The 14804-nt window shown below is 35.4% G+C and carries 9 protein-coding genes; 1 reads left to right on the top strand and 8 read right to left on the bottom strand.

The annotated features are described in order from the left end of the window. Positions 1-44: 44 nt before the first annotated feature. The 7 genes from BM179_RS23825 to BM179_RS23860 form a co-directional block, all read right to left on the bottom strand. Positions 45-1127 carry a BACON domain-containing protein gene (locus tag BM179_RS23825; RefSeq protein WP_092019687.1) on the bottom strand — a complete coding sequence of 361 codons (1083 nt, stop codon included), beginning with the start codon at positions 1125-1127 and terminating at the stop codon, positions 45-47. A 154-nt stretch (positions 1128-1281) separates the two neighbouring features. Continuing rightward, on the bottom strand, positions 1282-1704 hold the full coding sequence (locus BM179_RS23830; protein ID WP_092019688.1) for a hypothetical protein: 423 nt from the start codon (positions 1702-1704) through the stop codon (positions 1282-1284). 710 nt (positions 1705-2414) lie between these two features. Further along, positions 2415-2888 carry a hypothetical protein gene (locus BM179_RS23840; RefSeq protein WP_143095313.1) on the bottom strand — a complete coding sequence of 158 codons (474 nt, stop codon included), beginning with the start codon at positions 2886-2888 and terminating at the stop codon, positions 2415-2417. Between the two features lie 9 nt (positions 2889-2897). Further along, complete coding sequence (locus tag BM179_RS23845; RefSeq protein ID WP_092019691.1) at positions 2898-7316, bottom strand: T6SS effector amidase Tae4 family protein; 4419 nt, start codon at positions 7314-7316, stop codon at positions 2898-2900. A 55-nt stretch (positions 7317-7371) separates the two neighbouring features. After that, positions 7372-10377, bottom strand: a complete 3006-nt coding sequence (locus tag BM179_RS23850; protein WP_143095314.1) for a hypothetical protein — start codon at positions 10375-10377, stop codon at positions 7372-7374. A gap of 128 nt (positions 10378-10505) precedes the next feature. Beyond that, positions 10506-11285 (bottom strand): hypothetical protein, encoded by a 780-nt coding sequence (locus tag BM179_RS23855; RefSeq protein ID WP_092019693.1) that lies wholly within the window; start codon positions 11283-11285, stop codon positions 10506-10508. A 236-nt stretch (positions 11286-11521) separates the two neighbouring features. After that, on the bottom strand, positions 11522-12214 hold the full coding sequence (locus tag BM179_RS23860; RefSeq protein WP_092019694.1) for a helix-turn-helix transcriptional regulator: 693 nt from the start codon (positions 12212-12214) through the stop codon (positions 11522-11524). A 535-nt stretch (positions 12215-12749) separates the two neighbouring features. Between BM179_RS23860 and BM179_RS23865 the strand changes: the two genes are divergently transcribed. Beyond that, a complete protein-coding gene (locus BM179_RS23865) occupies positions 12750-13781 on the top strand; it encodes an acyltransferase family protein (protein WP_092019695.1) in 1032 nt (343 codons plus the stop codon). Between the two features lie 90 nt (positions 13782-13871). Here the strand turns inward: BM179_RS23865 and BM179_RS25640 are convergent, their stop codons facing one another. Further along, positions 13872-14762, bottom strand: coding sequence for a nuclear transport factor 2 family protein (locus tag BM179_RS25640; RefSeq protein ID WP_218159282.1), 891 nt, complete (start codon positions 14760-14762; stop codon positions 13872-13874). Positions 14763-14804 lie beyond the last annotated feature (42 nt).

The raw sequence follows: 14804 nt of genomic DNA on the forward strand, positions 1-14804 counted from the left end.
TTTCTAAATGGACAATCCTTTATCTAAAATCTTGCTTTTATCTTTTATTTCTGCTTACTATTTCGATATTTCTTCTCCAAAGCTTTTATATCCTTTTCCTGTTGAATAATATAAAGTGTTAATTCTTCAATTTTCTGCAAAAGTTTAGCATTCATTTCTCCTACTGAAATCCCTTTTTCATCAACTTCTGACGCAGACGGTATTTCAGGTAAATGTTTATGAACTTTAATATATTGTTCAACCTGAGAAAGATTCTTAAGGGTATAATTCTTATCAAAAACAAAATCTGCCCATCCTGTTCTCACCCTGACTTCATTAGCCAACACTTTACCATTAACTGCTAAATTGAAACTTGAAATACCTGCCAGTGATTGGCCCGTATTACTGGCGTTAACACCAACATATTCTCCTAAATTAGCCCCATTCACAGTTCCTGTTCCGCCACCACCAGAAGCTCCGGCCTGAGAAACAGTAATATTCTGAGAACCAGCTCCTGACCCACCAGTAACTGTAACAGTACCGGATCTGGAAGTTGCAGATGTATTATCCTGAACGGTAATATTAAAACTTCCATTATTACTCCCACTTGTGGTACTTACAGAAAACCATGTGTTACTATTTGTACTTACAGTCCAGGTGACATTAGAGCTAACAGTAATCGTATAACTCCCCGCTCCGCTAGCCGGAGGGCTTATAGTACCCGGACTTACACTGAGGCTCGAGCTGGTACCTGATGAAACCGCACATAATTTATTATGAGAAAAGGCAGAAGCACTTACCCCAGTAGCTCCTGTTATTCTAACTGAGTGAGTTCCTACACTCAATGTCTTGGTAACGCCACTAATTGTAGCCTCTACTGAGGGAGTCCAGGATGCAGTATTGCTTAATGTAAATTGTATGGCGGCATCAGAATCTACTATAATCTTACCTGTAGGATTTGATTCTCCGGAAGCATAGGTAATCTTAAAAGTATATGAACCTGCCTGTGTAATATTAAAACTGTAGGTATAGCCCTCTGTGTCATTTCCAGAGGTTGATGTGCTAGGCGCAGTTGTACAAATTTGTGCGTTAGTCTTTAAAGAAAATAGAACTAATACTAACCCAAGTACAAAATATAGCTTTCTCATTTGTTTATTATAATTATTGTTTTCAATAAGATTATACAGAATTATCAATCCATCTTAATATCACCCGTTTAGCTACAACATTATGAGTGCGAAATATTTTTCACAAACAATCCGACATGTATTCTCTCAAGGTATAATTGAGACAAATATGGAATTAATCCTTATCTAAGGTAACTTCAAAAAAGCTCCTGCCTGCTTTTCTGTAAAACAATACGTGTGTAGCATCAAGTTTTGTCCATCTATAAAAAAGCAAATCCTGATCTTTTTGTCCCAGAAAAGTTACCCTTGCTTCGTACATTGTTGCAGTTTTAGTAGGCTCGGATAAGGTGTAACCATAACCATCTAATATTTTACCCGGAAAAGTCTTCAGATTTTCCGTATCTCCAAACAAAGTTGCAACAATATTGTCCGAAGTAAGTACTGTTTTTAGTTCTTGTTGAGTTTGATTACCATGATAGGTCCAACTTCCCTGAACCCAATCCGGAGGAGTCAAGATATTTGAGGGGGCTGGTTCTTCCGATTTCTTACAAGAAATGATGAATAGGACAAATAATAGTAAATAGAAATGTTTTTTCATGTGAATAAATGGTCGTTATTATTAAAAAATAACCATACTATAGATAAATCAGATTATCTCTTTAGAGGTCGTTAAAGGCATTTTATGCTGAAAAGTTAAACAGATCATTGATTTATTCATATAAATCAGCAGTAGAGAACACCAGTCAGAGAAATTCCTAATGTCCCCATTTCCGGTTTATTGATGACTTGTCTTTTTAAACTCTATAATTTCAGGCTTTTCCGATCCACAAATAATACTTTTTGTCTAATATTGTGCGCTATCAGACTTAGCGACATTCCATTACGTTACTTACAAAATTTCTTTTTCGTACTTCATAATGTACAGTTTTTGAGATAAAATCATCCCATTTAAAATCATCTTCATCAATGTATTCAAATGGTGAAACATTCAATTTAGTGCTTAGTTTTGAACATAAAAATTTCACCTGCACATCATCTCTATTGATAAGACTAAACTTGCTTTCAAGATTACTTTGCTCCTCAAGTAATACTCGATGATATTCTGTTATTAAAAACTTTTCATCTCCAAACAAAAAATAAAGATTATTATCTACAACTAATAATGCAGATAATATTCTATTAATAAACTTAATAACACTTAACTATAGTTTGAGTTTAAGACATCTCTTATTTTTACCGTGTCAAAGACACTCCGCACCATAAATCATCCGTAGTCAAAAAGACTACGGACAGAGGGGGGATAGTTAGTTATTTTTTCTTCTTTCTATCATTCTCATAAGACTGTTTATAAGCCTTCTTGAAAAGTCGATCTGTAATTTTAATAACAGCTGAATCTAGTGTTTCCCCTCGGTAGGCATTCAAACAATGTCCTAAAAGGCTTGTTTTTACATGATATTTAGATGATTTAAGAGAAAATTTAACATCTCCTCCTGTTTTTAAAGCATATTCTTTAAGGTCTGGAAAATCATTTTCAAAAACTATTATTTTTAACCAAGACTGATAAAATTTAATAGATTGGTCTTTATCTAAAATATGATCTCCATTATTTTTAAGCCCATAATTAAGGCAATGATATAAAAAATAATCCTTTAATAATAGATTACTTTCTTCTTTAAAATTAACAATAGAATCTTCTTTCATTTTACTAATTTCACCGCTTTGAGCAATCAATGATGACATCGGTAAAGTCAAGAGTACTATCCACATTATTTTCTTTTTCATTATTAATTACTATTTTAATTTCCAAAAATGTATAAAGGCTGCATATCTAGAATAGCTATGGCTTATTCCTCCGAAAGGGATTCCATTATTTAAAAGAGTAACATGACCGCTTGCGCCAAAATCTTTTGTATTTACAGGTCTCATTATATACAATCCTGTATCATCAACTAATTCTCCTAAATGGTTAGGGGTTTTATCTGGAGCATTCCAAATTCTGCGCACATAGACATCTGCAAATTCTGCATTAACTATGTAATTGTCTCCATTTTTTCCTTTTAAGGTTCTATAATAATCTGGATCATCTTTGCTAGGTGTTAATTTTGGTATTTTATATCCCGATTTATTCATGGCATAACTAAATCTAGTAGCACAAGCATTACCTTCACCACCTGTCGCCTCTAACACATCCCCTCCTATCATTTCAAACACGTCATGAGCTGACATTTCTCCTCCATTCCCATTTTGGGGCCAATTCTTCATTAGCTTCGCAAATGAAGGTCTATCCTGTAAAGTATGTAATCCATGATTCAATCCAGCTGCAAAGGCTCCATAAGCAGCTCCTTGCCAAAAATCTCCTCCAGATAGTGAAGCCCCAACTCCACCTGTGAGACCTCCTATAAATAATCCTCCACCTAATGAACCATTTAGTCCCAATGTCTTCATACCAAAACCAGCACTTGACCCAAAAGCACCACCAATAGCTCCATCCCAAACATTACCACCCAAAATACCACTTTGTACTCCACCTGTAAGTGCGTGAGCACCTGTCTGCAACAAACCATTACCCAAGCCTGTTAGTCCATTAAAAGCTTCACCTATACCAAAACTTGTTGCGCCACCTAATGCTCCGGCAGTAGTACTCAATAAGAAACTCCCCCAATTCCAATTATTAAAGCCTCCGTTACTTAAAGCTACGCTAGCTGTATAAGTTGCTGCACTGATTAGTGCACCGATAATAATACTGCTGACAAGCACATCATCTATTCCAAAAATACGTCCGTCTGGATCTGTTCCCATATTTGGCATATTCCCCATTCCAACATAGGGCGAACTAAACTGCCCCGCAGGATCCTGAGTATGCCAAATACCAAGGGAAGGATCATAATCACGCCAACCAAAAGAATCTGAATATAATCCAAAATTATACTCACGCTCTTTGCCCTGGAACAGAAAGTTATCAGCAGAATTACTGGCATTTACTGTTTCAATGCCCACCAACTCTATCCCCCAGGGATCATAATGGTTTTCCTGTACTATGATTGCAGGTTCCTGAGTAATGGTCAGGTTATCAAAATGAACCGGAACATCATTTCCATTACCCAATAGTATTTTAACATTAACATTACTTGCAGCCTTAAAATTCAGGTTCAATTCCTGCCAGTCATCTTTTGCTTCTGCTGTTACTGGCACATTCCTTGTTTCAGTCACTCTTCCGGCACTATCCAGTATCTGCAAACGCAAATATCCTGCCGGCCTTTCTCCTTTTTCGACAGTCTTTGTTCCAAGATTAACTGGTACTGCCAAACCACCTTTAACCATCCATTGCTCTTCTCCTCCATTTCCGGCCTGGTTCAGCTCCTTTCCTTTATCATTTATTTTCTCCTTCCCAAACCACAATACAGGTAACCACAATTTACGTTTCTTTTTTTGTTTTTCCAGTTCATAACGGGCAAAAACTTTTATATTAATTGTTTCACCTGCCTGCAAAGCTACTGTTTTAGAAGGGCCGTCTCCTCCCCATACTTTAGCTGAATATTGTCCTGAATAAGCAGTCTGTGTTGATAGATAAGGTTCTGCGTTTTCAACTTTAAGGCTTGTCTGATCAGCCTGTTCTTTTGGCTCAAAACTACTGAAACTGCTTATGGTCTGTCCCTGTTGACGATAAGCTATCCGTAAATTTCCTTGTAAATCATGATATTGATATTCATAAACACCAAATTGACCGCTTTGATCCTTTAATAATCTACCTTCATCAGTCGCTATACTATAAGGCGATTGATTCACGTAAATTACATCTCCTACATAATCAAATCGTTTTTCGACGCCATTATTTTTAACAATTTTATATAGTCTTACTCCCGATGCATCATATACATTTTGAATCTCTCTGCCACCCGTGAGAACCAACCGCTCAGCCAAACCAAGGTAGTTATAAGTAATAGAAGTAATCTCTCTGTTACGATCTGCACTAATACTACCATCTGCATTATAATCATAATCATTGGCTCCTGTATTTCTATCCTTAAAATCCTGGACTTCTACAGGTTTATTATTAGCTTCTGCATCTGATACATACTGAAGTTTATTCCCTCCATTATTATACTGATAATTAAGATTGTCAATGACTCCAAAACCTCCGGGTGCAGTCGGGGTACCACTGTTCATTCCATAACGTTTTAGAGCAGTAATATTCCCATTTAAGTCATAGCTGACATTTTCAAGTGTATAATTTTCAGGGAAAACACCTGAATAAGAAGCATTTGACAGACGATTCTGCCCATCATAATTATAAGTAAAACTTCTGTTATTATTACGGCTTTTCGAAATCCATTCTTGCTTACGAAGATTTCCAGCATAATATACCCCATCTTCGTGACGGGTATACTGCATACCAAATAGGTCATTCTGAGAGGCGTCTAATGAACTGGCTCCTCCATTAATAGTTCTGACATTACCCCTGATATCATAGGTATAGTCAACTGTCTGAAGCGCATTGGTTTGTCCTCCACCGTTTTGATTAGTTCCTATATAAGCATCATAATTTGCAAATCCATCAAAATTAGCCTGCAATAAAACCTCTGTGGTAGCAATGTCTGTCTGATTCTGAAAGGAGCTGGTACGGGTTAAATTAGCCGGATAATTAGTAGAAGATCCTCCATTATAAATTCCTGGTTGAATTTTCTTTGTAACTAGCCTATTTAGGTTATCATAGACGTATTCCGCAAGAGTAATTTCCTGATTTCCCGTTACCTGTTGCTTATATTTGGTTTTACGTCCGGCATGATCGTATTCATAGCTATTAATAACCGTCAAGTCTGACTGACCAGACTTTCTATAAGTCGTAGTTTCCTTAGTAATTTCTCCGGAGAATAAATACTCATTGTTAGTAGTATTCATCTGACCAAAGCGATTTTTACTATTAGTTTGGATAAGTTGTCCTAGGTTATTATAATAAAGAGCAGCCTCAAGCCAGGGCTTCGTACCACCATCCAGAAGCCTAGTCTTAGACCCCGTAAGCATTCCTATAAGTTTCTTCTGACCGTAATCGTTCAGATATTGCCCCCCTATTGAACAATCATAACCAGCAGGAACACCCCAATTGTAATCATCATAATAATTAATTAGCATTAAATCGCTGCTGTTCAGCAGAGGTAAGGTCCGATTCGTAAAACCTTCCAGACTACCTCCTCTGGTCTCATAAATTTCTCCTGATTCATTATCCAATCGATCCTGCCAGGTTTGTCTGGTTTCATTATTACCGAGTACAGCTTTTAAGACATCTCTGCCTAATACATCCTTTTTAATGACTAACCATTGTGTATTGGCAGCATGCCGGGGGTTTCTGCTCATTACCAAATGCCCCAGCCTGTTATAAACCATTTCCGTCCAACCACCTCCTGGGGTCAGAGAGGCTACTACTCTCCCCTGATTATCATACCGGGAGGCAAAAACCAATTCTGTCTGAGCATCAATATTGAATCCATTCCCCGGATTCATTTTAGGCGGAATTATACAAACAAGTCTGTCTAAAGGATCATAAACAAAATGCGTTACCAGTCCCATCGTTTCTTTACGAATTGACAGGCCTTCTTTGTTGATATACTCAATTACTTGTTTTCCGTCTTCATTTGTAGTGGTTTTCTTGGTAATGATACCACCACCATAGGTTGACTTGGAAATCACATTGGCATTTGTTTCTTCATCGGTATAATAAAAGTCTAACGAACCTATTACTTCTATATTTTCAGATACCTTCTTCCCATTACTCTGCCAGACATTCCCGGATCCATATAATGCTGATTGTCGACCGGCAGCATCAAATTCGATCTTTGTAAAGGGAGCCTGATCTCCATATGCAAATTTCACATCTGCTTCAGGATTCGATTGAAAAGAACCGTTGGCTGCATTTGCAGGATATGGCAAAAAAGTCCTTTCCTGACGTCCTAAAACATCAAATATTATTCCCGAAATCACGTCATTATGATTCGGACTATTTTTATAATTTACGGTTTGTAGCACTCGCCCGGATCCATCAGAATATTGTATACTGGTTGATACGGCCGTTTCTTCCTGATAAGGATTAGAGGTTGAGACCCTTGGTATTCTGGTAATAACCCTGTTAAATCCGTTGTTGGTACTTATACTTTGGGCTATTACATTTTTCCCAAAAACCAACAAACTGAATATCAATAGAAAAATATGTTTCATCTTTGGTAGAATGTCTTTTTATATCTTAATGATAGAATCTATTTGAATGAATTACTTATTGCCCCTTTAACTTATATTCCACTTGTTTTAAAACATTATTATTTTGATCGGTTACCCTTATGGGTCTGCCAATACCATCATAAGTAACAGAATTACTAAATCCATTGGCCTTCGTCTCTTTTGATACACCGAAAACAGAATTAGCATATTCGGTGGTTGAGGTTTGACTTTCCGGAGTATCTTTTCCTATTGTTGATTGATAAGGGAACAACTCGTTCATCTGAAAAGAGATTTCACTTTTCACTCCAAAATTGGTTTTAGATGTTTTAGGAAGTCCATACTGATTATAGCTTGTAATAGAATTTGATAGAATGTAATTTCCATCCGTAGTCATTGATGCTCCCAAATTAGAGCCATTCCCAGACCAGGCAGCCTCCGTAAATGAGTTAAGGGGAAAGTACCTTAAAGAATATGAATCTTTTAAAAAACCCGTACCTGTATAATAGGTATTGTAATTGGCATTGATTATTTTATTATTTTTTCTTAAAAAGCTTTCGATAGGTGCCACAATAATATTTTTCTGCTTCAAATCATATACTGCTCTGGCATCAGCATTTGTCGGAACGTTCTGAACATCCCTTGTAACAGGTATATCACAAATGGCCACCCAATCTCTGGCATCTGAATCATAAATATATCTGCAATCATACTCAGTAGTCTGATGTGTTCCGAAATCATAATCCGCAGCATATTTATTCCATTGCTCAACTTGCCTGTCCCTCGAATCTTTGGAAATTATTTTTACTACCTGATAATGCTTACCTGGATAAGTTGTTCTGTACGATTGTGGTATTATTGCATCATTCTTATAATAATATTCTGTGGTATTTTGAACAGCATTTAATCCTGAATAATCATAACCTATTTCTGTTTTTTTCCTAACACCAAAATGAGCGATATTCATAGAATACGTTGAAGCATCTTTTTTTCTCTGTCCATTATATCTTGGAATATAATAGCCTGAAATTACACTTTCGAAATTCGTAAAATATTCTATCTGAGTAGTTGAAATTCTTGAACCATTTTTTGCAAATGCTTCCACTTTATCCATACTACCGGATGTATAATCATTTGATGGCTTAAAAGTCCAGGGTTTATAACTATATCCTTCCGAACCATTACACACTACTACTGCTGTTTCATTTTGGTTAAAAGTATATTTCGTGGATCCCAATTTATAAGTATCATTTACTGCGGATGAGGCATCGCCCCTTATAGAATAAACCACTTCTTCCACATTTTTATAACTCACAATAGGTCTGCCTAATGAAAATAAGGCTTGCTGATAAAGACCTGAATTATAGCCATATTCAGATGGAACTCCTGAAGGATAACTAAAACGATAAACTGGTTCCATAATTAAAAAACCGGAAGAAACAGAGGCGTTTGCAAACTGCCTATAATTATATGTTTTAACAATATTCACATTGGAAATCAGGTCTTTAGTAATGATTTTTGATATCCTGTTCCCTCCAATCGGGTAATTATAATTCCATGCATCATGAACCTCATATTCAAAATTGGTCTCAGTCCCCACAGAGTTCGTAATCTTCTGAAGGCTAAATGTCTTAGACAATAAAGCATCAGTAGTTTTGTCAGATGCTTTATTATATTCAGGCGTCAAATTTGTCTGACAAATCGCTTGAGTACCCACCAAACTTCTTAGATCATTCCCACCTTTATAAAAACCCCAATGATCTTCAGTATTTGCATACGCTGGTGGATAGGATCGCCCGTCGGTTGGAGCATAATATTCGAAGCTGGTAGTTGAACCATCCGGAAAAACAATTCCGTTAAGTTTTAATCTATATCTGAAATACCCTTCTGTAGTATTATCAAGATTTATATTTGCCCATGGATTATCCGCTGTAAAATAATCATAATTAAATGTATAGAAAAGCTTATTTTGCCAGTTACCAGCCTCCATACTTGACACAATTATGTCTTTAAGAATCTTTCCTTTGCTATTCTGATAGTTATCCCAATTTCTTAAATCCTTTCTTTCTGTATAAGAATTGGCATCATCTCCAGGGCACATAGCTATGACAGTCTCACCCGTTTCATAGTCAAGATAATTGCACGAGTAATAATTTTGTTTAAAAAATTCAATTTTTGTATTATTCCCCTCTATTGAATAGAGCACAGGAGTAGCAAGAAAATTGGTAGTAAAAGGAGATAAATTATTAATAAGACTTCTATCACTATTTTCTTCGTAGCTACTCATATATCCAAATGCATAATAATTATACTTATAATTAAATGTAACTTTTTGGCCATTAGACGTTGCAATTTTTATTAAATACCAGGCATTAACCAAAGTTTTATTTTTATCATCCTGGCTTAAATTATCCCTATTCAATGTGCCATTATTAACAGGTTGGGTTATAGAATATTCATAAACATTACTTTTGTTCGTCAATCCATCCTCTGAGCCGAAAAAGTAACAACTCCCATCTGCAGTAATAATCTTAAATCCCGCAAAGCGATTCATTCTGCTGTCTGCTCTACTAGATACAACATATGGTAAAATCTTAACATCGGTTTTCGGAATAACCTGTATATTTTTATTATTGTCAAACATAAATTTAAATGACTGCCCATTAATATTGGCTACAAATAAATCAGGTTCATGATCGTCAGTATCATTATTTTGGTCATATCCCCCTTGATAAAATCCTTTTCGAAAATCAGTACCTTCCATAGACCCTTCGTCTGGTAACCCTCTTACTATACGAGAAACCATCCCTCCAGCATTGAGCGTCCAACCAAGTCCACACCAGGAAGCACTCTCCCTCAAACGAATGCCTGTTGTATTATAGCTTAATGATATAGGAATCGTTATTGCTCCTTCCGTAAAGGTATAAATAGGTATATTAACAGATACAGCACCTGTATATTGATTAACCGGAAAATCTTGAGATCGGCTATTTTTGCTGGCTTCAGGAGAACCTTGTCCAAGAACATTTGTACAAAGAGCTATGCAAAAAACTAATTTGAGCACAAAAAAATTAAGGTAACATTTCATTCCTTTTATAAGTTTATTTCTTGTTAGAAACCCGATAAATAATAGATAAGACTTACAGTAGTAATTAAGAATAAGACGGGGATAGTTATAAATAAGAACTCACCCTAAATTTGGTTCTGTTTATTTTTCTTCAATTTTTCTATCCTTTTGTTCTGGTCAATCAGATATAATGTTAACTCTTCAATTTTTTGCAACAACTTGGCATTCATCTCTCCTACAGAAATCCCCTCTTCTTTCACTTTTTCTGCTGAAGGAATTCCAGGCAAATGTTTGTTCTTTAAAATAAATCTTTCTACGTTAATTATTTTAGGAAGGGAATAAGTTTCATTAAAGACAAAATCTGCCCAACCGGTGCGAACTCTTATCTCGTTAGCAATGACTTTACCATTCACCACTAGGTTAAAAGCCCCTAACCCAGCAAATGTTTGGCCTGTATTTGAAGTATTTATCCCAACATATTGCCCAAGATTAGATACATTCGTTCCCCCCCCACTGCCTCCTGAAGGTGCGGTAAAAGAAAATGATATAGAACTGGTTCCATTACATGTAGACGTACCTGCAGGATTATTTTTTGTAACACATGCTGTAAAAACATAAGTTCCTGTGGCAATTCCTGAGGGAAGTGTGAATGAAATTGTAGAAGAAGTCGGGGCTGCCTCTCCTGACGCAACGACTGTACCTCCCGATGTTTTCATTTCCCAATGAATACCGTAAGCGTCACACGAATTAAAGACAAAACTTCCCGCATTTTGTCCAGATGTTTGAGAAATACTTAACAGAGAAAAGCCACAACCACAGGCTCCTGCACTTGGATTACAGCTTTGAGCAGAAACTTGGATTAAATTGAAGTAACAGAGACAAAATAACAGTAGAATTCTTTTCATATTTCATGAATAAATTAAGGTGGTAACTAAAATTTCAAAGTGATAAAACTAGCTCATTACTATTTTTTTTAAAATCAAATTATCGGACATTAATCCTTGATCACTAAGTAAGCAAATAAATTAATTATAACTAGGGCAAATCTAAGCAACATCAAAATAGAAAAAAATCCTCCATTAGCACATTTTTTTGTAGTACCAAAGGAGGACAAACTTTCTGAAAACACAGGACAATATGATTAGAAATCATCTAAAAGTTGCTGCTTTGATGCTATAAAATATGCTAATCTTTGCTTGTTTTTCAAATCCATTTTTTGAGCAATTCGATTTTTATATTCTTTTACTGTTGAAATGCCTATGCAAAGTTGATCAGCAATTTCTGTTTGAGATTTTCCCTTTGAAATCAACTTCATAATCTCTCTTTCCCGTTTGGATAGAGTGACAAGCTGCTTTTTAAACTTTTTATCCTCACTGAGTTCTGTCTCATAATTATTAATATACACACTGATCGAAGTAGAAAGATATTTATTACCTTCCCATATTTCTTTCAACCCATTTTTAAGATCTTTAAGATCGCAGCCTTTGTGTATAAATCCGTAAATATTAGTATTCTCTTCCGCCAAAAACCAAGAAAGGTAATCTTGTTTAAACCTGCTGGCATAAAAAAATACTTTTGAACGCATCTTCTCCAATTGTACAGTTTTTGCTATTTCGATTCCGGATATTTTAGGTAATTCCGAGTCCAAAAAAACAATGTCTGGTTTTTTTTCTCTGATTGCTAAAAGAGCAAAATAACCATCTGTTTGGATGGAGGTAATATCAAAGTCTGATTTCGAAATATTTTCAACAATAAGCTGAGCTTTAAGTAGATCGGAAAATGCTATTAACAATGTACATTTTTTCATGGGGATACTTTGTAGATTTTTCTTCATCGGGTCTGTTTATTTTTTAAATGCAAAGCATAATTATTTGTAGTAAAACCAAAACATCTTAATAAGCTGAATTTGCAGAATACTTTAACTTAAAATAGCTATTTCACCAATCACTATGCAGAATATACGTACTTTTGTTCATGTTTTTCTGGTTATTATAGTTCTATCAAAAGCAAAACAAATCATCCCCAGCAAACACACATGAAATTTGGTAAAATACTATAATAACATTCCAAGCACTTATTCTCATTCAGCAGCTAATCAAGAAATATATCAATAATCAAGCCAGATATTAACTTTTCAACACATCTTCATTCCTATTATTAATCCGTTTGAAAACATCCAAATTCTTCAAAATACGGATCATTATCTTTAAAACTTGAAACTCTTAAATCACATAATCTTCGTATTAATATTTAGCCGGAAACAAAGCTGGCATGGTTTTGGATAACAGACTTTACAGTATCTAAAAATTGCTTGTATTTAATTTTATGCATTCATATAATATTTAATCCGACTAAGTACGATCATTTTTATGATGAATTTTACAACCCTGCCACACCCTTTAAAAAATGTTGATTCTTTAAATTATTTTCCAGGTTTGAATGCTGCCAAAGGCGGATTAATATTTCTGGTGATATTAACCCACTCTATTCCGCATGGAATGTTTTTATATTTCAACTATTTTTTCCACATGCCTGTCTTCCTGGCTATCAGTGGTTTCTTATTAAAAGCATCCATTCTTAAAGAAGGAATAGCAGCTCTTTTTAAGCGTTTGTTACATCGTCTTATTATTCCCTGGATACTCGGACTGATTGGTTATCTTCCATTCAGCCTGAGCGGAAGAGATATTTCAGAAATCAATCTGTCGGATTTCATCTTTCCGTTTTTCCATTTATGGTATATACCTGCTTATATCCTTGGCGTATTGTTGTGTTATGCAGTTATAAAATACAGGATCTCCGCATTATTTATCTTAGTGCTGACGGCTTCCATTACCTGCGGTTGGTTTATGGTTTTTAAGGATAATGAATTACCTGCTACTGAACAACCACTTCATCACTTAGGAGATAAACGGCTCTATGCTTATCTGTTTTTCTTTTTTATCGGTTTTAGCCTGAGAAACGGCCTTCTGAAAATTAAACCTTCGGTACCCCTTCTGCTATTTCTGATTGTGTTTTCTCTGACAGCAACGGTAATTTTATTTTATCAGGATACGCCTCAGATCATTATGCTGATTCCCTATATGGTTTTTAATTCATGTCTGGCTTTATTTGTACTGATTTATGTCGGGCCTAATGAGTGGTTTCAGCACAAATTAGTCCTTCTTATCAATAAGCATTCATTAGGGCTGTATTTATATCATCCAATGATAATCTTCCTGATCTATCATTTTTTAGGAGACGAAAACAGAGAGCATACAAATAACTGGCAAGGTCTGGCAATTGGACTCACTACTTTATCAATCGCTTTAACATTAATCCTGGTATTGCAAAAATGGAGTTTTGCCAATCGCTGTTTCCTGGGCATTGTAAATGATCAGAGAAATGAAATGAAGGCACTTTAGAAAAGTATATTCATCTGTACTCTGCTGAAAACTAACAAAACAACCCATAATTTCTGATTGGCAGTCAGCAATTATGGGTTCCTTTATATTCTACTCTTCATTATCAAAGTAAGTTGCATCACGGATAATTTTTCCGTCTTTAATTGTAAAAACGGTGCAAATAGGTAATTTCATTTTTTTGCCGTCTGGCAAAGTTCCTGAAGAGATAAATTCAACGATAATTTTTTCACCTGCTTCATATATACCTTTTATATCATCTCTGATATCCGGTATAGCTTTTTCAAAACCTGAATACTTTTCTATTAATTGCCTGGTCGTTTGTTTTACATATTCCTTTCCATAAGAAGGATCAAGGAATTCAGCATCAGGCGTATAGCAATTGGCGTATGTCTTCCAGTCATGCTTATTAAAAGCGGTAAATAACTTCATTACTATCTCCTTATTTGAATATCCGGCTTTTTCATAATGAAAATCTTTTTTAACATATTTTCCGTTAAAAGTCCCGTCAATAAAAGCATAAAGCTGTGAATTACTCTTTCGTTCATAAGAAATACGCTGAGGAAAATCATGTTCCGCATTTTCTGCTGTAAAACCTTTCTCAGAAACAGAAGTAATTTTAAACGGAACAGGCTGCTGATTGTTCTGGTTCTGTACCGTCGAAGTATAATAAAATTGTTTCTGTTTACATTCTATTTTAACCGATTCCATCAATAGGGTATCTCCTGTGTTTTTAATAAGAAATCCCTTACTTTGAAAGGTACTGTCATTCACTACATTCCAGACTTCATATAAATTGCCGTTTTTTGCCGGAGATTTCCAGGTTGCAATCATCCACCTGAAGACTGCTAATTTATCTTTACTTCTGCTAAAGGAGGGCTTCTTTTTTAATGTTTTTGCACTCTGGCTCATTACTTCGACAGATTGCAGGAGAATCACGGTCAGCAGAAGAATGTATGTTATAGGTTTGAATTTGTTTTTCATATTTGTTAATTGTTTGAATGTTTAGCAAATCTGCCGTAATCT

Source organism: Pseudarcicella hirudinis, from assembly GCF_900115665.1.
GTDB lineage: Bacteria > Bacteroidota > Bacteroidia > Cytophagales > Spirosomataceae > Pseudarcicella > Pseudarcicella hirudinis.

Coding starts and splice junctions, on each gene's coding strand:
- BM179_RS23865 (WP_092019695.1), top strand. CDS start 12,750: ATGATGAATTTTACAACCCTGCCACACCCTTTAAAAAATGTTGATTCT.
- BM179_RS23840 (WP_143095313.1), bottom strand. CDS start 2,888: ATGAAAAAGAAAATAATGTGGATAGTACTCTTGACTTTACCGATGTCA.
- BM179_RS23855 (WP_092019693.1), bottom strand. CDS start 11,285: ATGAAAAGAATTCTACTGTTATTTTGTCTCTGTTACTTCAATTTAATC.
- BM179_RS25640 (WP_218159282.1), bottom strand. CDS start 14,762: ATGAAAAACAAATTCAAACCTATAACATACATTCTTCTGCTGACCGTG.
- BM179_RS23860 (WP_092019694.1), bottom strand. CDS start 12,214: ATGAAGAAAAATCTACAAAGTATCCCCATGAAAAAATGTACATTGTTA.
- BM179_RS23830 (WP_092019688.1), bottom strand. CDS start 1,704: ATGAAAAAACATTTCTATTTACTATTATTTGTCCTATTCATCATTTCT.
- BM179_RS23845 (WP_092019691.1), bottom strand. CDS start 7,316: ATGAAACATATTTTTCTATTGATATTCAGTTTGTTGGTTTTTGGGAAA.
- BM179_RS23825 (WP_092019687.1), bottom strand. CDS start 1,127: ATGAGAAAGCTATATTTTGTACTTGGGTTAGTATTAGTTCTATTTTCT.